Annotated in this window: 21 protein-coding genes; 9 read left to right on the top strand and 12 right to left on the bottom strand. The window is 38.7% G+C overall.

All coding sequences use genetic code 11. The features are described 5' to 3' along the window. Positions 1-43: 43 nt before the first annotated feature. Complete coding sequence (locus BMX11_RS24730) at positions 44-169, bottom strand: hypothetical protein (RefSeq protein ID WP_262502418.1); 126 nt, start codon at positions 167-169, stop codon at positions 44-46. Between the two features lie 47 nt (positions 170-216). Further along, the gene (rlmH, locus tag BMX11_RS12730; RefSeq protein WP_090884847.1) at positions 217-690 is read right to left on the bottom strand and encodes a 23S rRNA (pseudouridine(1915)-N(3))-methyltransferase RlmH; all 474 of its coding nucleotides are present in this window, start codon (positions 688-690) and stop codon (positions 217-219) included. A 116-nt stretch (positions 691-806) separates the two neighbouring features. Between rlmH and BMX11_RS12725 the strand changes: the two genes are divergently transcribed. From BMX11_RS12725 to BMX11_RS12715, 3 genes are all read left to right on the top strand, one after another. Continuing rightward, the gene (locus BMX11_RS12725) at positions 807-2,618 is read left to right on the top strand and encodes a MutS-related protein (protein ID WP_245738660.1); all 1,812 of its coding nucleotides are present in this window, start codon (positions 807-809) and stop codon (positions 2,616-2,618) included. Between the two features lie 190 nt (positions 2,619-2,808). Further along, positions 2,809-4,146 (top strand): GH1 family beta-glucosidase, encoded by a 1,338-nt coding sequence (locus BMX11_RS12720; RefSeq protein ID WP_090884843.1) that lies wholly within the window; start codon positions 2,809-2,811, stop codon positions 4,144-4,146. A 66-nt stretch (positions 4,147-4,212) separates the two neighbouring features. Beyond that, entirely contained in the window at positions 4,213-4,641 is a 429-nt protein-coding gene (locus BMX11_RS12715) for a putative signal transducing protein (RefSeq protein ID WP_090884841.1), read from the top strand. A gap of 172 nt (positions 4,642-4,813) precedes the next feature. Here BMX11_RS12715 and BMX11_RS12710 read toward each other — a convergent pair whose 3' ends face one another. Together BMX11_RS12710 and BMX11_RS12705 are read right to left on the bottom strand one after the other, a co-directional pair. Continuing rightward, on the bottom strand, positions 4,814-7,093 hold the full coding sequence (locus tag BMX11_RS12710) for an aconitate hydratase (protein WP_090884839.1): 2,280 nt from the start codon (positions 7,091-7,093) through the stop codon (positions 4,814-4,816). Between the two features lie 55 nt (positions 7,094-7,148). Beyond that, positions 7,149-9,914 (bottom strand): bifunctional aconitate hydratase 2/2-methylisocitrate dehydratase, encoded by a 2,766-nt coding sequence (locus BMX11_RS12705; protein WP_090884837.1) that lies wholly within the window; start codon positions 9,912-9,914, stop codon positions 7,149-7,151. A 323-nt stretch (positions 9,915-10,237) separates the two neighbouring features. On the opposite strand from BMX11_RS12705, the gene BMX11_RS12700 reads away from it, so the two are divergent. Beyond that, positions 10,238-11,182 carry an erythromycin esterase family protein gene (locus BMX11_RS12700; RefSeq protein ID WP_175474554.1) on the top strand — a complete coding sequence of 315 codons (945 nt, stop codon included), beginning with the start codon at positions 10,238-10,240 and terminating at the stop codon, positions 11,180-11,182. Between the two features lie 122 nt (positions 11,183-11,304). Here BMX11_RS12700 and BMX11_RS12695 read toward each other — a convergent pair whose 3' ends face one another. Next, positions 11,305-11,961 (bottom strand): polysaccharide deacetylase family protein, encoded by a 657-nt coding sequence (locus tag BMX11_RS12695; protein WP_090884833.1) that lies wholly within the window; start codon positions 11,959-11,961, stop codon positions 11,305-11,307. A gap of 80 nt (positions 11,962-12,041) precedes the next feature. Here BMX11_RS12695 and BMX11_RS12690 point away from each other — a divergent pair, with 80 nt between their 5' ends. From BMX11_RS12690 to BMX11_RS12675, 4 genes are all read left to right on the top strand, one after another. After that, a complete protein-coding gene (locus BMX11_RS12690; RefSeq protein ID WP_245738659.1) occupies positions 12,042-13,391 on the top strand; it encodes a TolC family protein in 1,350 nt (449 codons plus the stop codon). Positions 13,392-13,416: 25 nt separating this feature from the next. After that, positions 13,417-14,754, top strand: coding sequence for an efflux RND transporter periplasmic adaptor subunit (locus BMX11_RS12685; protein WP_090884829.1), 1,338 nt, complete (start codon positions 13,417-13,419; stop codon positions 14,752-14,754). A gap of 75 nt (positions 14,755-14,829) precedes the next feature. Then, a complete protein-coding gene (locus BMX11_RS12680) occupies positions 14,830-15,828 on the top strand; it encodes an NAD(P)H-dependent glycerol-3-phosphate dehydrogenase (RefSeq protein ID WP_245738658.1) in 999 nt (332 codons plus the stop codon). Positions 15,829-16,250: 422 nt separating this feature from the next. After that, the gene (locus BMX11_RS12675; RefSeq protein WP_090884825.1) at positions 16,251-16,592 is read left to right on the top strand and encodes a hypothetical protein; all 342 of its coding nucleotides are present in this window, start codon (positions 16,251-16,253) and stop codon (positions 16,590-16,592) included. 156 nt (positions 16,593-16,748) lie between these two features. On the opposite strand, the gene BMX11_RS12670 is transcribed toward BMX11_RS12675, so the two are convergent. The 6 genes from BMX11_RS12670 to rpmB all read right to left on the bottom strand — a co-directional run bounded on the left by BMX11_RS12670 (position 16,749) and on the right by rpmB (position 20,648). Beyond that, positions 16,749-17,252, bottom strand: coding sequence for a hypothetical protein (locus tag BMX11_RS12670; protein WP_090884823.1), 504 nt, complete (start codon positions 17,250-17,252; stop codon positions 16,749-16,751). A 181-nt stretch (positions 17,253-17,433) separates the two neighbouring features. Continuing rightward, positions 17,434-18,765 carry a 30S ribosomal protein S12 methylthiotransferase RimO gene (rimO, locus tag BMX11_RS12665; RefSeq protein ID WP_090884821.1) on the bottom strand — a complete coding sequence of 444 codons (1,332 nt, stop codon included), beginning with the start codon at positions 18,763-18,765 and terminating at the stop codon, positions 17,434-17,436. 137 nt (positions 18,766-18,902) lie between these two features. After that, positions 18,903-19,865, bottom strand: a complete 963-nt coding sequence (gene ftsY / locus BMX11_RS12660) for a signal recognition particle-docking protein FtsY (RefSeq protein WP_090884819.1) — start codon at positions 19,863-19,865, stop codon at positions 18,903-18,905. 83 nt (positions 19,866-19,948) lie between these two features. Next, complete coding sequence (locus BMX11_RS12655; RefSeq protein ID WP_010599808.1) at positions 19,949-20,104, bottom strand: DUF4295 domain-containing protein; 156 nt, start codon at positions 20,102-20,104, stop codon at positions 19,949-19,951. An 83-nt stretch (positions 20,105-20,187) separates the two neighbouring features. Continuing rightward, a complete protein-coding gene (gene rpmG / locus BMX11_RS12650) occupies positions 20,188-20,370 on the bottom strand; it encodes a 50S ribosomal protein L33 (protein ID WP_010599807.1) in 183 nt (60 codons plus the stop codon). A gap of 44 nt (positions 20,371-20,414) precedes the next feature. Then, positions 20,415-20,648 (bottom strand): 50S ribosomal protein L28, encoded by a 234-nt coding sequence (gene rpmB / locus BMX11_RS12645; RefSeq protein WP_090884816.1) that lies wholly within the window; start codon positions 20,646-20,648, stop codon positions 20,415-20,417. A gap of 162 nt (positions 20,649-20,810) precedes the next feature. Here rpmB and acs point away from each other — a divergent pair, with 162 nt between their 5' ends. Then, positions 20,811-22,760, top strand: coding sequence for an acetate--CoA ligase (acs, locus tag BMX11_RS12640; protein WP_262502417.1), 1,950 nt, complete (start codon positions 20,811-20,813; stop codon positions 22,758-22,760). Positions 22,761-22,815: 55 nt separating this feature from the next. Here the strand turns inward: acs and BMX11_RS12635 are convergent, their stop codons facing one another. Beyond that, positions 22,816-24,198 (bottom strand): RagB/SusD family nutrient uptake outer membrane protein, encoded by a 1,383-nt coding sequence (locus BMX11_RS12635; protein WP_090884814.1) that lies wholly within the window; start codon positions 24,196-24,198, stop codon positions 22,816-22,818. Positions 24,199-24,207 lie beyond the last annotated feature (9 nt).

Raw genomic sequence — 24,207 nt, 5'->3', positions numbered from 1 at the left:
CTTAGGATGATAATTGATCTTTGTGATACAGCCTCTTTTTTTATTAAAAAAAATACCAAAGTATGGCTACAATAATCAGCGAGATAATAATGCTGATCCATAAAGCTTTACTGTTGCCACGCTGATTGCTTTTATAGCGGTATTCTCTTTTATATTTATCTAATAACATAGTCTTTATTTTAATGATGATAAATGCTTAAGTATTCCATAGATTCATTAAGCATGGTGGTAAGGTTCGCCCTTTAAAATGCTAAAGCCACGATAAAGTTGTTCAACAAAGAACAGTCTGATCATCTGGTGTGAAAAAGTCATATCCGAAAGCGAAATTAGCCCATTAGCCCTTTTATAAATCGATTCGTCAAAACCGTAAGGGCCACCAATAATAAAGATTAAGTGTTGAACACTGCCCACCATTTGCTTATTTAGATAGTTGGAAAATTCTACCGAAGAGTATTTCTTTCCCTTCTCATCTAATAAGATAACAACATCGCCATTATTGATTTGTTTGTGCAGTAACTCCGCTTCCTTGGCTTTTTGCTGTGCCTCACTTAAATTCTTAACATTCTTTACATCGGGTATAGGCAGAAAATTAAAATTGATATAATGCTTCAGGCGGTTGATGTACTTGTCAATGCCTTCAATTAAATATTTATCTTCCGTTTTACCAATGGCAATAAGCGTGATCTTCATCTATTATTTCCCTATCTTAGCTTTTTTGAGATTCAAACTTAGAGAATTGTTTTTTAAAAAAACAATTTAATCGATCACAACACATAGATTAAAAGCGCCCAATAACCATGTTGACCATGCAAGAAAATACTTTAGCCAGATACAGCCAGAAAATAAGCGAGATAGAAAAACATATTTCTGCACTCCAAAAATTGATAGATAAGCTATCACTTTACAGAGTAGGACTGTTTTTACTGGAGATCTTTTTCTTTGTGTTATTGCTAAAGTCGGAGAACGACGGCTGGCGCGCACTTATTCAGATTGCCTTAGTTATACCAGTTCTTGTTTTTGCTTTTATTGTACGCAAGCAAAGTTTATTAGATATTGAAGTGTCCTATCAAAAAGACCTGCTTTGGGTTTATCAGAATGAATCTAATGTGTTGAACGGAAAGCCAAATGGCTACGACCATGGTGTTAAATATGAATCAGAGTTGCATCCTTATACTTCCGACCTTGACATATTTGGCTCCTCATCATTGTTTGCCCTGATCAATAGGTGTAGTACTAAAAATGGAAATGATCAACTGGCACTCAAGCTCTCGAAAGCCGGCTCGCTGGCAGTGATACATCAACGGCAAGAAGCAATAAAGGAAGTAGCTACTAAAATTGACGAAATCTTTGATTTTAGGGCTAACCTTCATGGTCATGAGTCGAATCAAATTGAATTAATCAAGGAACAATTAACGCATCAGCTGGACAAAAAACTAAATTTTGTGCGTCATGGTTTTCTTCGCTTCTATGTAAAGTTAGTGCCCTATATTTCATTGGGATTAATTTTGTCGGGGATTTTGATTAGTGGAGCATTTTGGAACATCCTGGTTATTTATTTAATCATCCATATGGGCTGGAATATTTTGTTAAATGCAAAAATTAACCAGGTTTTCTACGGTTTTGGAGGTGGCTCCAATCTGTTGAATGGTTACGCTGAAGCTATCCTGTGGACAGAAAAGATCGATTGGAAAAGCAGCTATATCTTGAATCTGTTTGATTCGAAAATCCCGGTGAGTAAAGAAATTAAGGCACTTTCCAAAATTATTCAGAATTTCGATGCCCGATTAAATATTATTGTTGGAGGGATCTTAAACGCACTTTTTCTTTGGGACCTAAGGTGTAGTATTAGCTTAGATAAATGGTATCAATCCTGTAGTAAAGACGTGGTGTCTGCGCTTAATCACCTTGGCGACTTTGAAGAACTCATCTCTATTGCCACATTGGCTCACAATCAGCCTAACTGGGTTTACCCAGAGCTAGTAGAATCTTTTACACTTGATGCCAAGCATTTGGGGCATCCCTTAATCAGGATTCAGGATCGGGTGAACAATGATTTTAACTTTGAAGCAAAACCCACGGTAGATATTGTTACAGGCTCTAACATGGCGGGTAAGAGTACTTTCTTAAGAACTGTTGGGATTAATTTGGTTATGGCTTATGCGGGGGCACCAGTATGTGCAAGCGAAATGTCTGCTTCGGTTTTTGCTTTGAACACCTATATGAGAATAAAAGACTCACTCAACGAGAGTACTTCAACCTTTAAGGCAGAACTCAACCGCCTGAAAATGATATTGGATCATGTAGTTAAGGATAAGAGTACCCTGGTATTGATTGATGAGATGTTGCGTGGAACCAATAGTCGCGATAAATATCTGGGCTCGAAGGTTTTTGTAGAAAAGCTTATTGCCGAAAAGACTCCTGCATTATTTGCCACTCACGATTTACAATTGGCCGATTTAAAGGACAAAAATCCCGTAACGCTTCGCAATTTTCACTTTGACATCCAGCTCCTGGCAGGCGAGATGAAATTTGATTACAAGCTGAAACAAGGTCCTTGTACTACCTTTAATGCCGGTATTTTGCTGAAACAGATCGGCCTATCGCTGGATGAAGACTAGGCAATGCTATTAACTTAAGCTAAATGCTGTCTGAGCCTGTCGAAGACCTTCTTAAGTTAATGGCATTGGAAGACTAGGGAGGAGACTGAATTACCGCCATTACCCTAAATCATCGGGAATTCAAAAATCAACTTTATCTTTAATGATTTGTTAATATTAAACTTGCAAATTATGCTGGCAATTAATTGATATGATAAAGGCAAGCGATTTCGGTTCAGACTTTCATTGGGGTATTGCAGCGGCAGCAGCTCAAATTGAGGGGGCAGCAGAGCAATATGGTAAAGGTAAATCCATTTGGGATACTTTTTCAGCCAAAAGCGGTAAAATTAAAAATGGGCATAAGCCAGATCAAGCATGCGATTTTTATCATCACTATGTGGAAGACATTGCACTGATTAAGACGTTGGGATTTAAAATTTTTAGATTTTCCATTGCCTGGTCGCGTATTTTACCAATGGGGAGGGGCGAGGTTAACCAACAGGGGATCCGTTTTTACCATAATCTCATTGACGAATGTTTAACCAATGGCATTACACCTTATGTTACGCTTTACCATTGGGATTTGCCCCAGGCATTAGAAGAGGAAGGGGGCTGGACGACTTTCAGCATCAATTCAGCTTTCAATACCTTTGTGAGCATCTGCGCTTTAGAGTATGGCGACAAGGTTAAAAACTGGATCATCCTGAATGAACCCTTCGGTTTTACTTCGCTGGGTTACATGCTGGGCGTGCATGCACCCGGGAAAACCGGATTAGGCAATTTTTTCTCTGCTGCGCTACATACTGCACTGGCACAAGCAGATGGGGCTAAAATTATTCGTGCAGAAGTTAACATGGCCAATATTGGCACCACCTATTCCTGCTCCGAAATTATTCCTTACACCCAGAGCGATAATGATATTCAAACAGCAAAACGCGTAGATTGCCTCATCAATCGATTTTTTATCGAACCAACACTGGGCATGGGTTTTCCAACGGCTGATTGGGATGTGTTAGAGAAATTTCAATTGGAATACGGTACCTGGAGGCAGAATGACCGCATGAAATTTGATTTTGATTTTATAGGGCTCCAGAATTATTTTCCACTAACGGTAAAATACAATGCTTTTATTCCCGTTATTCAGGCCTGGGAGGTAAAGGCTAAAAGCAGGAAAAAGCCACATACTGCCATGGGTTGGGAAATCAATGCCGATAGTTTTTACAATATTATCAAACAGTTTGCGGCTTATCCTAACGTAAAGAATATCATGATAACCGAAAACGGGGCTGCCTATCACGATAAACTGATTGATAATGTAGTGGATGATCCAGAACGCATTCATTACTTTCAACTGTATCTGGAGGCTGTATTGAAAGCAAAAAAAGAGGGACTTAATATTACGGGTTATATGGCCTGGACACTCATGGATAACTTTGAATGGGCCGAAGGTTATAATGCAAGGTTCGGCCTGGTGTATAATGACTTTAAAACACAACAACGTACGATTAAAAGATCAGGTTACTGGTGGCAGGAATTTTTGGATCATTAGGGCTAGGGGTTTAGGTGTAACAATTATTGTATCTTAAGGTCATAATTACACTTAATGCGCATCTAAATGAACGACAGAACCATAGTTTACAGTACTTATTATAACCCCATTGAAGCTAATATTGTTAAGGCCAGGCTGGATGACAGCGGCTTTGCCTGCTTTTTGGCAGATGAAAATGTAGCAACGCTTAATCCGCTATATAATCAGGCGATTGGAGGAGTGAAGCTAATTGTTTTCGAGCGCGACGTTGAGCAAATAAACCAGCTTCTAGCAGAAGAAAATGTTTTAGAAGTAGAGGATGAGGGTCAGGCGCAAGGTAATGCCGTTGAAACCACCCTCTGCGAGAAATGTGGCTCAAGTAATGTGGGATTTGGCATGGCCACCAAGAATAAATTTACACTGTGGGCCAAAATTCTGGCTTTTTTAACCGCAACTTATCCAGTTGGGGCAAACAAGTGTTATCACTGTTATACCTGTGGACATGAGTTTGAGTAATGGAATTATAATAGTTGCTAATACAACTGAATAATTTGAAATAAACTTATTCGTGTAAGATGGTACCTGAAAAGAAGGTTTTATCGCCAACTTTGTTAGCTTGTGGCTAAAATATAAAAATCCCGTTCTGATTTTTACTCAAAACGGGATTTTTATTTTAAACTTTAGACTGTTAAAGTCCAGCCTTAGCGGCAGCTTCAGCTCTAATGATATTTAATGCACCACCAGCTTTAAACCATTCAATTTGTTGGTCGTTATAACTGTGGTTAACATCAAATTGCTCAGTAGTACCATCAAGGTGGTGTAAAACCAATGTTAATGGTTTATTCGGAGCAAACTCAGTTAAACCTAAGATATCTACCGTATCACCTTCTAAAATTTTATCGTAATCTTCTTTGTTGGCGAAAGTTAAACCCAACATCCCTTGTTTCTTAAGGTTCGTTTCGTGGATACGGGCAAATGATTTTACCAATACGGCACGAACACCTAAGTGACGGGGCTCCATGGCAGCATGTTCACGAGATGATCCTTCACCATAGTTTTCATCACCAATTACGATTGAACCTAAGCCAGCAGCTTTATAAGCACGCTGAGTTGCAGGAACAGGGCCATATTCACCAGTCAATTCATTTCTAACAGTATCGGTTTTATCGTTGAAGTAATTCACTGCACCGATTAACATGTTGTTAGAAATATTATCCAGGTGACCACGGAATTTTAACCATGGACCAGCCATAGAAATATGGTCGGTAGTACATTTTCCTTTAGCCTTAATCAATAGTTTTAAGCCTTTAAGGTCTGTACCTTCCCAAGGGGTAAAAGGATCTAACAATTGTAAACGGTGAGAAGTTGGAGAAACTAAAACCTCCACTTTTGAACCGTCTTCAGCAGGAGCCTGGAAACCGGCGTCCTCCACAGCGAAACCTTTTTTAGGTAATTCATCTCCCGTTGGTGGATCTAATTTAACCTGCTCGCCCTTATCATTAGTTAAGGTATCTGTTAGCGGGTTAAATGCCAGGTTACCTGAAATTGCGATTGCAGCAACCATTTCTGGAGATGCTACGAAAGCAAAGGTATTCGGGTTCCCATCCGCACGTTTAGCAAAGTTTCTGTTAAACGAGTGAACGATAGTATTTTTTTCTGCTTTTTCTGCACCTACACGGTCCCACATACCGATACATGGACCACAAGCATTGGTGAAGATTGTAGCATTCAAATCTTCAAAAGTTTTTAAGAAACCATCGCGGTTTGCGGTATAACGAACTTGCTCAGAACCTGGGTTAATACCAAAATCTGCCTTTGTAGTTAAACCTTTAGCAATGGCCTGATTAGCGATGGAAGCTGCTCTTGATAAATCTTCGTAAGAAGAGTTCGTACAAGAACCGATTAATCCCCATTCTACTTTTAAAGGCCAGCCGTTTTTCTCGGCTTCCACTTTCATTTGGGAAACAGGTGTTGCTAAATCTGGTGTAAAAGGACCGTTTAAATAAGGCTCTAATTCATCCAGGTTGATTTCAATTACCTGATCGAAATAGTTTTCAGGATTTGCATACACTTCTGAATCTCCGGTTAAATAGGCTTTGATTTTGTTGGCTTCATCAGCCACTTCGTTTCTGTCTGTAGCGCGTAAATAACGCTCCATGCTCTCATCATAACCGAAGGTTGAAGTAGTTGCACCAATTTCTGCACCCATGTTACAGATCGTCCCTTTACCTGTACAGCTCATAGAGGTTGCACCATCACCAAAATATTCAACAATAGCTCCAGTACCACCTTTTACAGTTAAGATACCGGCAACTTTAAGAATTACATCTTTAGCAGCAGTCCAGCCATTTAATTTACCGGTTAATTTAACACCGATTAACTTAGGGAATTTAAGCTCCCAGGGTAAACCAGCCATTACATCACAGGCATCAGCTCCACCAACACCGATAGCGACCATGCCTAAGCCGCCGGCATTTACTGTATGAGAATCAGTTCCGATCATCATTCCGCCTGGGAAAGCATAATTCTCTAAAACTACCTGGTGGATAATACCAGCTCCCGGATTCCAGAAACCAATGCCATATTTATTTGAAACAGATGATAAGAAATCAAATACCTCTTTACTCTCCGTTTTAGCATGAGGAAGGTCAATTGCTGCGCCTTCTTTTGCTGTGATTAAGTGGTCGCAGTGTACTGTTGAAGGTACAGCAACTTTAGGCCTGCCAGCTTGCATAAACTGTAGTAACGCCATTTGAGCCGTAGCATCTTGCATGGCTACACGGTCTGGTGCGAAATCTACGTAATCAGTTCCACGAGAGAATGCTTTCTTAGGATCTCCATCCCAAAGGTGAGCATACAATATTTTTTCTGATAATGTTAAAGGTCTGCCAACAATTTTGCGAGCTGCATCTACACGGCTGCCAAAATTAGCGTAAACCTTTTTAATCATGTCTATATCAAAAGCCATAATATTTAAATTTTTAAATGTTCTTAATTGTACGTGCTGAACAAGATAAACTACCTTATTGTTTCGTAGAAAGAGGTGTAAACTTGGTTAAGTTGATCCCTTCTACTGCTAATTTATATTCTTCAATGCTTGGAATACGACCTAAAATAGCAGAAAGAACCACTACTGGCGTTGAGGCCAATAAAGACTCTCCTTTTTTACCATCTTTATCTTCTACCACACGGCCCTGAAATAAACGTGTAGAGGTAGCCATTACAGTATCGCCCTTAGCTGCTTTCTCCTGGTTACCCATACAAAGGTTACAACCCGGACGTTCTAAGTACATGATGTTCTCATATTCCGTTCTTGCTGCACTTTTAGGTAAGGCATCGCTGAATTCAAATCCAGAGTATTTTTGTAAGTATTCCCAATCACCTTCTGCTTTCAATTCATCGATGATATTGTATGTAGGAGCCGCAACTACCAAAGGCGCTTTAAACTCTACTTTACCGGTTTGAGTCTCTACGTTTTTCAACATTTGAGAAACGATTTTCAAGTCGTCTTTATGTACCATGCAAGACCCTACGAAACCAAGATCTACTTTCTTATCGCCACCGTAGTAGGTTAGGTCTCTAATGGTATCATGGGTATAACGCTTAGAAACATCGGCATTATTCACATCCGGATCGGCAATCATTGGCTCATTAATTACATCCAGATCAATCACTACTTCAGCGTAGTATTTTGCATTATCATCTGGTGTTAAAGCCGGTTTGATACCTGTTTTAATTTCCTCTATTCTTTTGTTTGCTTTATTGATCAAACCTTGTAAAACCTGGTTATGGTTGTCCATACCTTTGTCTATCATGATTTGAATACGGTGTTTGGCAATTTCTAAAGATTGGATTAAAGTATCATCTTGAGAAATACAGATAGAAGCTTTAGCTTTCATCTCTGCTGTCCAATCGGTAAAAGTAAAGGCCTGATCAGCTAATAAAGTACCGATGTGTACCTCAATAATGCGACCCTGGAAAACGTTTTCACCATCAAACTGCTGTAACATCTGCAATTGTGTCGCATGAACTACATCACGGAAATCCATGTGTTCTTTCATTTGGCCTTTGAAGGTTACTTTTACTGACTCTGGGATTGGCATAGAAGCCTCGCCGGTTGCCAATGCTAAAGCTACCGTACCCGAATCTGCACCGAAAGCAACCCCTTTAGACATACGGGTGTGGGAATCGCCACCAATGATAATCGCCCATTCATCAATAGTGATGTCGTTCAATACTTTGTGAATAACGTCGGTCATGGAATGATATTCGCCTTTAGGATCACGGGCGGTAATCACACCAAAGTCATTCATAAACTTCATCAGTTTAGGGATGTTTGCCTGTGCTTTTTTATCCCAAACAGATGCAGTATGACAGCCTGATTGGTAAGCGCCATCAACAATTGGAGAAATAACTGTAGCAGCCATTGCCTCTAATTCTTGAGCGGTCATCAAACCTGTTGTATCTTGTGAGCCTACAATGTTTACTTCAACACGAACATCAGAGCCCGCGTGTAAAACTTTGCCTGGTGTTAAGCCTACAGCATTTCTGTTAAATATTTTTTCTACAGCAGTTAAACCCTGACCATCAACGGATACTTCTTTAGCCGGGGCGAACACTGCCGAAGGTTCGATGCCTAAGGTTCTCGCAGCAAAAGTTTGGATTTTTTTACCAAATACAATAGCGTAAGAACCGCCAGCTTTGATAAACTCCATTTTTTGCGGAGTCAAGGCTTTTGAAATGTCGATCAACTCCTGATCGCCGTTATATAATTTTTTAGTTCTGGTATTAATGGTCAGAACTGTACCCGTTTCTATAGCATAAACTTGCTCTAAAACCGGTTCGTCTTTATCGTTGCGAATAACATTACCATGCTCATCGGTTTTCTTAACCCAGTTCTTAAGGTCGATACCAATACCACCAGTTACATCAACTGTTGTTAAGAAAATAGGTGAAATACCATTGGTACCACCTACTATTGGGGCAATGTTTACAAATGGGATATAAGGGCTGGATCTTTTGCCCGTCCAAAGTGCCACATTGTTTACACCCGACATACGTGAAGAGCCTACACCCATGGTCCCTTTTTCGGCTACCAGCATAACACTTTTATCAGGATGTTGTGCTTGTAAGGCCTGGATTTCCTCTTGGGCCTCAGGTGTAATCATGCATTTTCCATGCAATTCACGATCAGAACGAGAGTGTGCCTGGTTGCCTGGAGACAGTAAATCCGTAGAAATATCACCAATACCGGCGATAAACGTCACTACTTTAATTTCTTCAGCAACCGGTGGTAATTCTGTGAAGAATTCAGCTTTGGCATAGCTTTCTAATATTTCTTTAGCAATTTCATTGCCATTGTTGTATGCCTCTTTTAAACGATCGGTATCGGCATCGTACAGGTAAACCTGAGTTTTAAGAACGTTTGCCGCCTTTTTCGCTTTGTCTCCGTTATCCGCCAAAGCGATGTCTAACAAAACTTTTATAGAAGGGCCACCCTTCATATGCGATAACAATTCAAAAGCAAAATCAGGGGTTATTTCTGCAACAATAACTTCGCCTAAAATAATTTCTTTTAAGAATTGTGCTTTTACAACAGCCGCACCTGTAGTACCAGGCAAGGTGTTGTATATGAAAAAATTAACAGCATCTTCTCTGTTAAAATTGTTTACATTTTTGATTTGAGTGATGATTTCACTCAATAATTCTGCTCCATCAATAGGTTTAGGGTGAAGACCTTGAGCTTTTCTGTCTTCAATCTCCTGGATATAATCGTTATAAATACTCATCTTAGATATTTTATTCTTTTGCTAAAACTGTGTGCTGCAAAATATACACCTGCTTTCTACAAAAGAATATTGTTTTGTGAATTATTTGCGGTTTTTAAGCGAAAAAATCAGTTTTTTGCTTAAAACAAAAATACAAAAAACAACCTTTAAATACAATTTAAGCAGGCGATTACGTAATTTGGAATTGTTCTAAACTATGCTTTTGTCATCGTAATATACTCGTTGTTCCGAGAGGCGCTTTTGCGGCCATATTCCTTTAAGTTAGGGATAAGAAAAGTATATTTATGGAAATGGTTACCAAATTACATCTAAAGGATAAAAATATGATAAGACTTACTTATACTGCTTTGCTTTTGCTCTTGTTTTTGGGCGTTCAGGCTCAAAAAAACACCCCGGAAATCCAAAATTGGCTAAGCCAGAATATCGTTGATCTGAAATCGGATTATTTCAAACAGCTAGATGCCCGATTAGAAGGAAATGAAGTACTCGGCCTAGCTGAGTCATCTCACGGTACTGAAGAGTTTTTCAGAGAAAAGAATAGCATGATTAAACACCTTATTACCAATAGGAATTATGAGCAGATAGGACTCGAATTTCCGGCACAATGGGTAGAAAAAGTAAACCAATATGTGCTTTCCGGAACCGGGAATTTAAATGAGATTATGGCTGACTTTAGGCTCTACAAAACGCAATCATTATACGACTTGTTCGAATGGATTAAAGCTTATAATGCAAAAACGAAAGGGAAAAAAATAGAAGTCTTTGGTTTCGATGATTTAACAAATTCCAATTATCTGACACGCGATAGTTTAATGGCCCAAAGCCTGATAGATCGTCAAACTAAAGCTAAAGGAAAATTTATTGTTTGGGGGCACAATGTTCATCTTTCCAAAGATACTACCCAAGGCTATAAGCCCTTTGGACATTTTTTAGCTAAAAGGTATGGCCAAAAATTCTTCAATATTGCATTTGATACTTATCAGGGAACGGTTACCGTGATTTCTGTTGATGAGTATAATGCTGCAACCTTCACCAAACATTCACTTGATGTTCCAAAAGATAATTTTACCGCTTTATTCGCAACACAAAAGTTTGATAATTTCTTTGTTTATCTGACTAAAAACAGTCCTTTCTCTGGCCTAAAAAATACCATAAGCCACATTAATTCGGATTTGAGGAAACCCTACGAAATACCCGTAAACCTTGCATACGATTTTGATGCGCTCATTTTTATCAAAAATACAACGCCTTCGGTAATGCTCAAATAATCCTTTTCGTATTTGAACACCAATGCTCAATACCGAAGACTTCGCAATAGAATACTCTTGGTAAATGCCCTAAATACTGAAGTTTTGGGCATTTATTATTTTAACCACATCAATGGATCAACTTACAGCGTTGAAAATTTGAAGCCTTTTTCCGTGAAATAAGCCAGTACTTTGGGAAGAGCATATTCCAAACGTTCAAAAGCCTTTAAACTATCGTGGAAAACAATTATAGAACCATTTTCGGTATGTTTAATAACATTTTGATAGCATTTTTCCGGAGAAAGATTAATATCGAAATCACCACTGAGTACATCCCACATTACGATTTGTAATTCGCGATTTGCAGCAGTGGAGCTAATATTTGGAGACTGAGAATTGAAAACTGCTTTTAGTTTACTGATCTGGCTTTTTTTGATCCTTCCGTAAGGTGGCCGAAAAAGGTTAGTGCGTGTTAATTGCTGACAAGCCATCGTATTTTCAACGTAGGTTTGATCATCAGTTTTCCAGCCCTTGAGGTGGTTAAATGTATGGTTGCCTATGGCGTGACCATCATTGATAATACGGGCATAAACCTCCGGATTTTTAACAATATTATCACCAATACAAAAAAAAGTAGCTTTTGAACGAAATGCTTTTAAAGTTTTTAATACAAAATCTGTAACATTGGGTATAGGTCCGTCGTCAAAGGTCAGATAAATGACTTTTTCATTGCGGGCTTTATGCCACAATAACGATGGGTAATACCATTTAAGTAAAAGTGGTGATTTGATCAGGTACATTTAATACCAAAGGTACTAATTGCCTGTATACATTGAAATTATTAAAGCCATTTATATAGATTTGAAAATAAATTATGAAGATGTTTACCAAGAATAAGTTTTTTACTGGTGTTGTCTTGCTCTCAACGCTCAGTTTTAATCAAATTGCAAATGCCCAGGAGGTAATTACCATTAAACAGGCTGTAGAAAATACCTTAAAGAACAACTTGAACATTAAACAAGCTGCTTTTAGCGCGGCAGTTAGCGATGAAACGTTAAGGCAATCTAAAAATGCGCTGTTACCTACATTGAGCGGAAGTATAGGGCAATCCATGCAATGGGGACGGAGTCAGCAGGTGTCGGGTTTATTCGAGAATACCCAGAACTATAACCTTAATCCGAGCTTAAGTACAAATATTACACTTTTTGGGGGTGGTGCAAAACTGAATCAAATCAGGCAAAATAAAATATTATTGGCCGCCGACCAGACGAATGTAGAAAAGGTTAAAAATGACCTGATTTTACAAGTGGTTACGGCCTATCTTCAGGTTTTGAATAATCAGGACCAGGTTAAAGCAACGCAGCAACAGCTGGACGTTGCCAATAAGACCTTGAAAAGAGAACAGGCTTTATTGGATGTAGGGAACAAAACATTGGCTGATATTTCTCAGGCCAAGTCTCAGGCGGCAACAGCAGAACTTAATTTAACGGATGCTCAAAATCAATTGTCTGTTTCTTATCTTACATTGGGGCAGTTGATGGAAATTCAACCGCCGATGACTTTTGCGGTAAAGGCACCAGATGTGACTGAGTTGAACGATGTTCAGACCAAATATGTACCTAATGAGATTTATCAGCAGGCGCTTAATTCCTTTCCAGATATCAAATTGGCAGGACTAAATTCTAAAGCTGCTGAAAAGGCCATTAGTGTGGCAAAAGGAAGTTATTATCCACAAATTTCTTTAGGGGGAGGGCTAGGATCGGCTTATTACTACCAATTCAACTCTAATCCATTATTTCCAAATAAATCATTCCAAGATCAGTTGTCAGAAAACTTTGGACAATTTATCAGCATGAATATTTCAATTCCTATATTTAATGGATTCAACGCCAGATCAAATGTAAGAAAGGCAAAAATTGTTTATCAACAGCGTATTACTGATGAGCAGCTCGCTAAAAACAACTTAATTAAAGTAATCAATCAGGCCGTTGCCGATTTAAATGCTGCTCAAAGCCGTTACAGATCTACCCAAAATGCATTTCAGGCGCAGAAAGATGCTTTTTATGTAATTGAGCAGCGTTATGGTGTGGGCTTAGTGAATTCTTTGGATTTCAGTACTGCACAAACCAATAGAAATAAGGCAGAAATCGATTTTATATTAGCCAAGTATGACTTAATTTTCAGAGCCAAGGTGATCGATTACTATTTAGGCAAAGAAATTATTTTTTAAACCAATCAAAGAAACAAGATATATTATGAAACTGAAGCATATATTAATTACCGTAGGAGCTATTCTTGGCTTGCTGTTGATACTTAAACTTACAGGAGTGATCGGCGGAAATAAAACCGAGAAAGTGACTACAGAAAAAGCATCAGATAAAACGGTAATAGAAACGGTTACCGCAAGTGGTAAAATACAACCTGAAACGGAAGTTAAGCTAAGTTCGGAGGTTTCTGGAGAGGTAGTGGAGCTGAAGGTAAAAGAAGGAGATATTGTTAAGGCAGGTCAGTTACTTTGTAAGGTAAGACCCGATGTATTGCAATCTGGTTATGACAAAACTGTGGCGAGTTATAATGCACAAAAAGCCAGCATTTCTTCTGCAGAACAGCAACTGGCTCAAAATCAAGCTAATTTTGTTAATGCAGAAGCTACTTACAAGCGTAATGTAGAATTGTTTAATAAGAAGGTAATTTCAGCATCTGAGTTCGACTCAGCAAAAGCTGCTTATTTATCGGCAAAGGCCACATTGGCCAGTCAGAAAGCAAATGTAGTAAACGCCAAATATACGCTGGAGCAAATGGGGGCAAACGTAAAAGAGGCAGGAGCCAACTTAGCGAAAACAACCATATATGCACCAGTTGATGGAGTGGTTTCTAAGCTTTCTATTGAGTTGGGCGACCGTATTCTGGGAACTTCACAGAACGCAGGTACAGAAATTATGCGTATTTCAAATTTATCATCAATGGAAGTAAATGTTGATGTAAATGAGAATGATATTACCCGTGTTAAAGTGGGCGATAAGGCTTCGATTGATGTAGATGCTTATTCAGATAAAAAATTCTATGGTACCGTTACAGAAATTGCGAGTTCATCAACAGCAGTTGGTGCTACTACAACCTCATCGGTTGATCAGGTAACCAATTTTTCTGTTAAAATCAGAATCAACGAAACTTTAGCCGGAAAACAACAATCCATCTTCCGTCCGGGGATGTCTGCAACCGTAGATATAGAAAGTGAGTCTAAAACAGGATTAACTATTCCTATCCAGGCGGTATTTACCGATGCTGGTAAAACGGATGGAGAGGCAGCAAAAGATGGTGGTCAGGATGCAGACAAACAGAAAGCTAAATTGAACGACAAGAAAATTAAGCAGTTTGTATACCTTTATGATGCTAAGGCCAAGAAAGTAAAGAAAACTGAAGTCACAACTGGTATTCAGAACGACCAATCTATCATTGTAAATTCGGGCTTGAAAGCCGGACAAGAAATTGTAACCGGTCCTTATTCTGCCATTCAAAATAAATTAAAAGATGGAATGGTGGTAGAAAAAACCTCTAAAGACCAACTCTTTAGCAAAGACGCTAAAAAGTAGGCTACCGATAACCATATTAAATAATTAAATTGTCCCGGTTTAAAACTTTTAAACCGGGATTTTTATTTTATAAACATGGTACCTAAAATAGCAATGATAGGGGGCGGAAGCTGGGCTACTGCCATCGTAAAGATGCTTGCTGATAATTTAACGGAGAAGGAGATCTTCTGGTGGATGCGTAATGAAGAAGCCATATCGCACATTAAAAAATTTAAGCATAACCCACATTACATCAGCTCTGTGGAGTTAAAATTAAATGGAGACAATATCTCCTCCAACATTCAGGAGGTGATCTCCAGTGCCGATTATATTGTTTTGAATGTTCCTGCAGCCTTTCTAAAAGAATCCTTAGCTCATATTACTGCCGCCGATTTGAAGGGCAAGAAAATGGTATCTGCAATCAAGGGGATTGTACCCGAAGATAACCTCATTATTGGTGAGTTCCTACACGAAAATTATCAAATACCTTATCACGATATTCTGGTAGTAAGTGGTCCTTGCCATGCTGAAGAAGTAGCCCTGGAGAAACTTTCTTACCTCACCATCGCTTGTACCGATATTGAAAAAGCATCATCATTTGCATCCTTTCTAAATACCCGCTATATCAAAACCAATGTTTCTGATGATATCTATGGGACAGAATATGCTGCGGTACTCAAAAATATTTATGCCGTAGCGAGTGGTATTTGTCATGGGATTGGCTATGGCGATAATTTCCAGGCGGTATTGATTAGTAACGCCATTCGCGAAATTAAACGCTTTGTTGATGCGGTACATCCCATCGACAGGGACATCAAAGAATCTGCTTATTTAGGCGATCTTCTGGTAACCGCTTATTCTCAGTTTAGTCGCAACCGTACCTTTGGCAACATGGTAGGGAAGGGTTACACTGTAAAATCTGCTCAACTGGAAATGAATATGATTGCAGAAGGTTACTACGCCGCAAAATGTATGCACCTCAAAAACCAGGAGTATGGAGTGGATATGCCGATTTGTAAGGCTGTTCATGGAATTTTGTATGAAAAACGGTCTCCGATTATAGAAATGAAGCTGTTGGCTGAGAAGCTTAATTAGTATCGAGAATTAAGTATCAAGTATTGAGTATCAAGATTTAAGTATCAAGTATTAAGATGTCATTGCCTAGGTGGTAAAAAATAATTCGAACCATATAAGTCATATACGCCAAGCTTTGTGTCCTTTGTGCCTTCTCTCTGTGGGCTCTGCGGTAAAAGACAGCCAGGTTATTTGAGGTTACATGCCTTAAATGGTAAAAAATAATTTGAACCATATAAGCCATAGAAGAAAGTATAAGCCAAGCTTTATGCCTTCTCACTGTGCGCTGCGGTAAAAAAAAATACCTCCCTTAGTTCAATTCCCCAAAGATCTTCGATAAGTCTGCGCAACCAAAACAAAAAAATACTACATATGTTATATCTCTGAATAGCAGCAATTCATGAAGGCTATTAGTGTTAGAACCATTTAATAATAATGAACATATGAAAAAGAAATTTTTAATTGGGTTTTTAACCCTGGCGCTTTTTGGAGGATTAACCTTTAGTGTAAGTGCACAAGAAAAGAAAACAGAAGTAGGTAAAGCCTTAGATAAAACCGGGAAGGCGATTGGCAAAGGCGCAAAATCAGTTGGCAATAAGACTGCTGAAGTAGCCGTTAAGGGAGAAGCAAAAGTAACGGATAAAACCTGGAAAGGCAAAATGGCTCCCGATGGCTCGAATGTTTACATCAATTCGAAAAATGAGAAGTATTATGTAAACGCTAAGGGCGCTAAGATTTGGTTAAAACCAAGTCAGATTAAAAACCGACCAGAACCTAAAAAATAATAACAAAAATAGGAATCTCATAAAGATCAATTGTCATACTGAGCTTGTCGAAGAACACTAATTAAGTACTATTAGAGCATTTCGACAGGCTCAATGTGACAAATATGAGCCAACTGAGTTTATGAGACAGTTCTTTATTTTAGAAAAGAATGAGCATTAAATTTTTATGCTGTAAATGTTATTGATTGTTGGTTCTTGAATAGTGGGGAACTCTTTGCTTATTTCTAAATCATCCACCGTCACTTTCTCCACAAAATAGTTGTTTACTTTCAACTTTATTTCATAGAGTTTGGTATCACCGAGCTTTAAATAAAACTTTAGACTTTCTGATTTGGCAACACTCATGATTTGAGAAGAGCTAAGCTGATAATAGCTTACTGCGAGGTTGTTGGTGTAGGAGAAAGGCTGACGGATATCAAAATTAACCTGCTTGATTGTGTTATTGGCATCCTTGGCATAGAGCTGGATTTTAGTCTTTTCAAAATAACCAGTCGTTTTTGGGTTAAGCAGATCAATGCCATTTGCATCCTTGATCAGAAAAGCCATACTCGGTTGCACAACAGGAGAGCATGCACATAAACCGCCTCCGTCTATTCCTGTTTTTTTGCAGCCAACATTGGCGATAAAAAGCACTAAAAGCGCAAAGAGTATCTTTTTCATATTTAGCTATTTGGTTTTTTAGTGTAAACGGCTGATCATCATCAAACGCTACAATTCCTAAGCTTTAAAAAGCAAGTCATAAGGGTGCATAGCTTTTAGGCAGTTTGTAGTTGATTGCACATAAAAAATCCCGATAGTTATTCACTATCAGGACTTGAAAATATCTTTTTAAAAAGATATACTATACAATCGTTCCGTAAAGATCGAAATCTTCGGCACGGTCTATTTTAACTTGTACAAAGCTTCCGTTGGCAGCATAACCTGTTGAAGCATCGATTAATACTTCATTATCAACCTCTGGGGAGTCAAATTCTGTTCTACCCACAAAGAAATCGCCTTCTTTTTTATCGATCAATACTTTAAAAGTTTGACCCACTTTTTCCTGATTAATATCGAAAGAAATGCCTTGTTGAATTTCCATTATATCATCAACACGTTGTTGCTTTACCTCCTCCGGAACATCATCCACTAAAGTATGAGCATGCGTTTTCTCTTCGTGAGAATAAGTGAAACAGCCTAAACGATCGAATTTAGTTTCGGCTACCCATTCTTTCATCTCTTCGAAGTCACGTTCGGTTTCTCCAGGGTAACCACAAATTAAAGTGGTCCTCATGGCAATGTTAGGAACCTTATCTCTGATCTGGTTTACCAGGTCGATGGTTTTTTGCTTGGTTGTACCTCTTCTCATCGATTTCAGCATATTATCGGTAATGTGCTGAAGTGGCATATCCAGGTATTTACAGATGTTATCACGCTCGTTCATCACATCTAAAATTTCCATTGGGAAGCCCGATGGGTAGGCATATTGTAACCTGATCCACTCAATGCCGGGAACATCAGACAGGCGACGCATCAATTCATCCAGTTTACGGGTTCCATAAAGATCCAGGCCGTAATAGGTTAAGTCCTGGGCGATTAAAATAAGCTCTTTAGTGCCGTTTTTAGCTAAGATCTTTGCTTCGTTAACTAATTCCTCCATTGGCTTGCTCAAGTGCTTTCCACGCATTAAGGGGATGGCACAGAAAGAGCATGGACGATTACAGCCTTCTGCAATTTTGAAATAAGCAAAATGAGAAGGGGTAGTCAGTAAACGTTCGCCAATCAGTTCGTGTTTGTAGTTGGCACCTAACTCGTGAAGAATGTTCTGTAAGTCATTGGTTCCGAAAAATGCATCTACGTTAGTAATTTCAGATTCCAGTTCTGGCTTGTAGCGTTCAGATAAACAGCCCGTAACAATCACTTTCCCTACTTTTCCTGCTTCTTTTAATTCACTGAACTGCAAAATGGTATCAATAGATTCCTGCTTGGCATTATCAATAAAGCCACAGGTATTGATTACCACGATGTCGTCTTTGCCTACTTTTTCTGCTTCATGCACTACATTGAGGTTGTTGCCTCTCAGCTGACCCATTAGAACCTCAGAATCATAAATATTTTTAGAACAGCCCAGGGTAATCACGTTCACCTTAGGTTGCTTAACTGTTGTTTTACTTCTTACTACTTTCGTATTCATCTTACACTTAATCTTACTATTGTGTTTGGCAAGTTAGCAATGCCCGTCACCCAGAAATAATTTCAGGGTCTTCACCAACGATAGATGCTGAAATAAATTCAGCATGACGATAGCATTAATCTGTCGATTATTAATGCTTATTTAAATAAACTGTTTACAAATTCTTTTTTATCAAAGAGCTGTAAATCGTTCATCTTTTCACCAACGCCAATATATTTTACGGGGATTTTGAACTGATCAGAAATCCCGATTACTACCCCACCTTTTGCTGTTCCGTCTAACTTGGTAATGGCCAATGCATTTACATCCGTTGCTTCTGTAAATTGTTTACACTGCTCAAAAGCATTTTGACCTGTCGAAGCATCCAGAACCAATAATATCTCGTGAGGCGCCCCAGGAACAACCTTTTGCATTACCTGCTTAATTTTTCCCAGCTCATTCATTAAGCCAATTTTATTGTGCAAACGACCTGCAGTGTCAATAATAACTACATCTTCTTGGTTTGCTACGGCAGATTGGAGGGTGTCAAAAGCTACAGAAGCCGGGTCAGAACCCATAGCCTGTGCCACTACCCGAACACCAACGCGTTCGCCCCAAAGTTTAATCTGGTCTACGGCGGCAGCCCTAAACGTATCTGCGGCACCTAAAACAACTTTAAAATTAGATTCTTTAAGCTTATGCGCCAATTTGCCAATTGTAGTGGTTTTACCTACACCGTTTACGCCCACCACCATAATTACATAAGGTTTATGATCGCCATACTCAAACTGGCGGAAGTCATTGCTGTTGTTCTCAGAGAGGAGCAATTGAATTTCGTCTCGAAGCAGAAAGTTCAGTTCAGAGGTAGAAAGGTATTTATCCTTTGCAACGCGTTCTTCAATCCTTTTGATAATTTTTAATGTTGTGCTCACCCCAACATCGGAGGTAACCAAAACTTCTTCCAGATTATCTAAAACCTCGTCGTCTACAGATGATTTCCCAGCAACAGCTTTTGTTATTTTGCTGAAAAAACCGTCTTTGGTTTTCTCTAAACCCTTATCAAGTGCTTCTTGAGCTTCGGGTGCAGTTTCTTTTTTCTTAAAAAAATCGAATAGGCCCATATAAAAATTTTATATAACAAAAAAAGCCCTTCCGGTTAAAGCGGAACGGCCTTTAATATTTTTAATATTAAAAAATATTAACCTTATTTAGATGCAATAGCATCTTTAACGTGGTCGTTATGTACGATAAGTTCTTTGAATGAGTAAGCACCAGTTTTAGGTGATTTAACCATTGTAATTACTTTCGAGTATTCTTTACCTGTTCCTGTTTTAAGGGTTGCAACTACTTTCTTTGCCATGTTCTTATAATTTTAATGATTGAATTTAGTGAATGTTGGAATGAATGAATTAAACTCAATCATTCAATCAATCTATCATTCAATTATTTTATCTCTTTATGTACGGTTACTTTTCTCAATACCGGATTGAATTTTTTCAATTCTAAACGCTCAGTAGTGTTTTTACGGTTTTTGGTAGAAATATATCTAGACATACCCGGCATGCCACTTTCTTTATGCTCAGTACATTCTAAAATAACCTGTACTCTGTTACCTTTTTTTGCCATTTTATTATAAATTGTAAACTGTTAATCTCAACAGTTAATGTTTTTTACAAAAATCCTTTTTTTACAAAACGATTGATCGCTTCGCTAATACCCACTTTATTGATGGTTTTAATCGCTGAAGTAGAAACTTTCAACGTAATCCAACGGTCTTCTTCAGGGATATAAAATTTCTGAAGTTTTAAATTAGGATAAAACTTGCGTTTAGTTTTAACGTTCGAGTGAGAAACGTTATTACCTTTCATTGCCGTTTTTCCTGTTAAATCACAAACTCTTGACATGACTTGTAAATATAGTTGTTTAAATATCGTCGCTTAATTTTTTTAAGAGTGTGCAAATATCTGAATAATAATTGGAAAAGACAATAGTGTGCTCAAAAAAATTAATATATTTTTAAAAACTTGGCCCAGTATTCAATTTGATACCGTTTCAATATTTGTGCTATGCAATATTTAATTAAATTAGCCCCTACTAAAACCAAAACTTATAAACGAGCAATGCAAATTACATCTTTTAAGCAATACGAAGAAGATTACCAAAAAAGTATAGAAAAACCCGAACAGTTCTGGGGCGAAGTTGCCCAAAATTTTCAATGGCGTAAACCTTGGTTTAAAGTTCTTTCCTGGAATTTTACTGAGCCTGATATCAAATGGTTTGAAGGTGCTAAATTAAACATTACAGAAAACTGCCTCGACAGGCATTTGGCAGAAAATGGAAATACACCAGCCATTATCTGGGAACCCAATAACCCTGAACACGAACCGGTAACGCTTACTTATAAGATGCTGCATGAGCATGTTTGCCGTTTTGCAAATGTTTTGAAACGGAACGGGGCCAAAAAAGGCGACCGAATCTGTATTTACATGCCCATGGTACCCGAACTGGCTATAGCTGTTTTGGCCTGTGCACGTATAGGTGCGGTACACTCGGTGGTGTTTGGAGGCTTTTCTGCCAAATCAATTGCAGATAGAATTAATGATGCGGCATGTAAATTAGTCATTACTGCTGATGGCGTTTATAGAGGAGCAAAGCCTATTCCATTAAAGGATGTAATTGATGATGCGCTGATTGGTTGTCCAACTGTAGAAAAGGTAATTGTACTTACCCACGTTCGTACCCCTGTAAGTATGCTAAAGGGCCGTGATGTATGGTGGGAAGATGAAGTGAAACACGTTAACGCAGTGTGTGAGGCTGAAGAGATGGATGCTGAGGATATGCTCTTTATCTTATATACTTCAGGTTCAACCGGAAAACCAAAGGGGGTAGTACATACCTGTGGTGGCTACATGGTTTATGCTGGTTATACTTTTAAAAATGTGTTTAATTACCAACCGGGTGAGGTATATTTCTGTACCGCTGATATTGGTTGGATTACAGGTCACTCTTATATCGTTTATGGTCCATTATCTCAGGGTGCAACAACCTTGATGTTTGAAGGAGTACCAACCTATCCTGATGCTTCCAGGTTATGGAATATAGTTGATAAACATAAAGTAAACATTTTATATACCGCTCCAACGGCTATCCGCTCGTTAATGAGTTATGGTGATGAGCCTTTGGAAGGAAAAGACCTGAGTTCTTTAAGGATTTTAGGTTCGGTAGGGGAGCCGATTAACGAAGAAGCATGGCACTGGTTTGATGAGAAGGTAGGAAAGGGCAAAGCCCCAATTGCCGATACCTGGTGGCAAACCGAAACTGGTGGAATTATGATTTCCCCAATTGCAACGGTTACCAAAACCAAGCCTAGTTTTGCTACTTTACCTTTGCCCGGCATTCAACCGATCTTGGTTGATGAGAACGGCAATGAGTTGCTTGGAAATAATGTGAGTGGAAACCTTTGTATCAAGTTTCCCTGGCCGGGAATTTTAAGAACTACTTATGGCGACCATGAGCGTTGTAAGCAAACCTATTTCTCTACTTATGAGAACATGTATTTTACAGGTGATGGTTGTTTAAGAGATGAGGACGGGTATTACAGAATTACCGGTAGGGTAGACGATGTGTTAAATGTATCTGGTCATAGAATTGGTACAGCCGAGGTAGAAAATGCCATTAACATGCACGCTGGTGTGGTTGAAAGTGCCGTAGTGGGTTATCCACATGATGTTAAAGGACAAGGCATTTATGCTTTTGTTATCTATCCGGAAATGCATGGTGAAGCTGATTTATCTAAAAAGGATATTTTACAAACGGTTACCCGGGTAATCGGTGCCATTGCCAAGCCTGATAAGATATTGTTCGTTTCTGGTCTACCTAAAACCAGATCAGGTAAAATTATGCGTAGGATTTTGCGTAAAATAGCGGAGGGTGATACTTCAAATTTAGGTGATACTTCCACCTTACTGGATCCGAATGTTGTAGAGGAAATTATTGAAGCTGCGAAGAAGCTCTAACTCAAACTGAAATAAATAAAAATGGCCTTCTTAAATCAAGAAGGCCATTTTTGTTTTAGTTGTAACCTGGGTTTTGAACGAGCTTTTTATTCGCGTCGATTTCACGTTGGGGAATTGGAAATACCAGTGTATTGGAATTCCATGCCAGAGAACCGATATTGGACTGAGTTCTTTTGGCATCATGCAGTGCAAAGCCTTCAAAAGCGAGTTCCAGTTTTCTTTCGTTTAAAATATCTGATAGTGTTGCTGAGGTTGTGGTTAGTCCTGAACGCCCCCTAACTTCTGCCAGATCCTGTAATGGTGTTTGCCCACCGATTGGAGCAGCTGGTGCTAATCTGACGTTACTTTCAGCTCTTATTAAATAAAGTTCTGCTAATCGTATTACAGGGATATTCCCAAATTGATTGCCGTACTTGGCAGTGAAGATGTCATCGTCGTCATAAAAACTATTGATTCGATCATCTGAAGGGCTATAAGTGTTGTCGATCCAATCTTGAGAAATAACGGCATCACCCCGTCCTCCATATGTTGATGATCCATAAAACTCATTATAGCCATTAAAACCAGTTAATGTGGTGACTTGAATTGCAAAAACATCCTCTGTTGAATTTTCTACTGGTTTAGCAGGTCTGCCTCCTTCAGGCATTGCTGGAAAGGCATCCAGGTATTTTGATGTTAATTCATAATTGCCTGAGGCAATAACGCGGTTTGCCGCTGCTGCTGCTGCACTGTAATTGCCCATTTGGAGATATAATCTGGCTAGCATGGCTGCAGCTGAGTATTTTGTTGCAAAGAAACCGTTTTCTTCAGGTAGCTTTGCTTCCGCATCTGTTAAATCGGCAATGGCCTGAGTGTAAACAGCTGCTACTGTAGCTCGGGGCAGATAGCTTGATTCTGTAACAATTGTTGTCGGTGTTAATACGATAGGTACTCCTAAATTAGTAGTTGGACTCCCATCATTATAAGCTTTTCCAAATAATCGGACCAACTCAAAATAGGTCGCGCCCCTGATAAATTTAGCTTCCCCTTCTACCCGGTTTTTTTTAGCCGCATCTACTTTGTCTATAGCGCCCAACACATTATTAACATCATTAATCGCAGTATATCCCGCTGCCCATACATTATTTACAAAAGTATTTGTTTTCAATAATGATTTGTTAATCGCTTGTGTGAGTTCTTCATAAGTTCCGTACCATTCTATAGCATTGGTGTTGGCAAGGAAATCAGCCATTAGATAAGGTCTCCCTCCAAAAAGATTTCTGCTTCCCATATCTGAATATGCGCCAATTAACGCTCCTTCCACATCTTTGGAGGTAAGCAATGCATTTTGCTGTTCAATGGTGTCTATGGGATTAAGATCGAGTGGTTTCTTGCATGATATAAGGGTGATTATAAGCATGCAAGCCAATATGATTTGGTTTCTATATATCTTTTTCATTTTGATTCT

Source organism: Pedobacter rhizosphaerae (assembly GCF_900111155.1).
Classification (GTDB): Bacteria; Bacteroidota; Bacteroidia; order Sphingobacteriales; family Sphingobacteriaceae; genus Pedobacter; species Pedobacter rhizosphaerae.
Note: the sequence above shows the minus strand (reverse complement) of the source record. Positions and strands in the feature narration are given on the sequence as shown.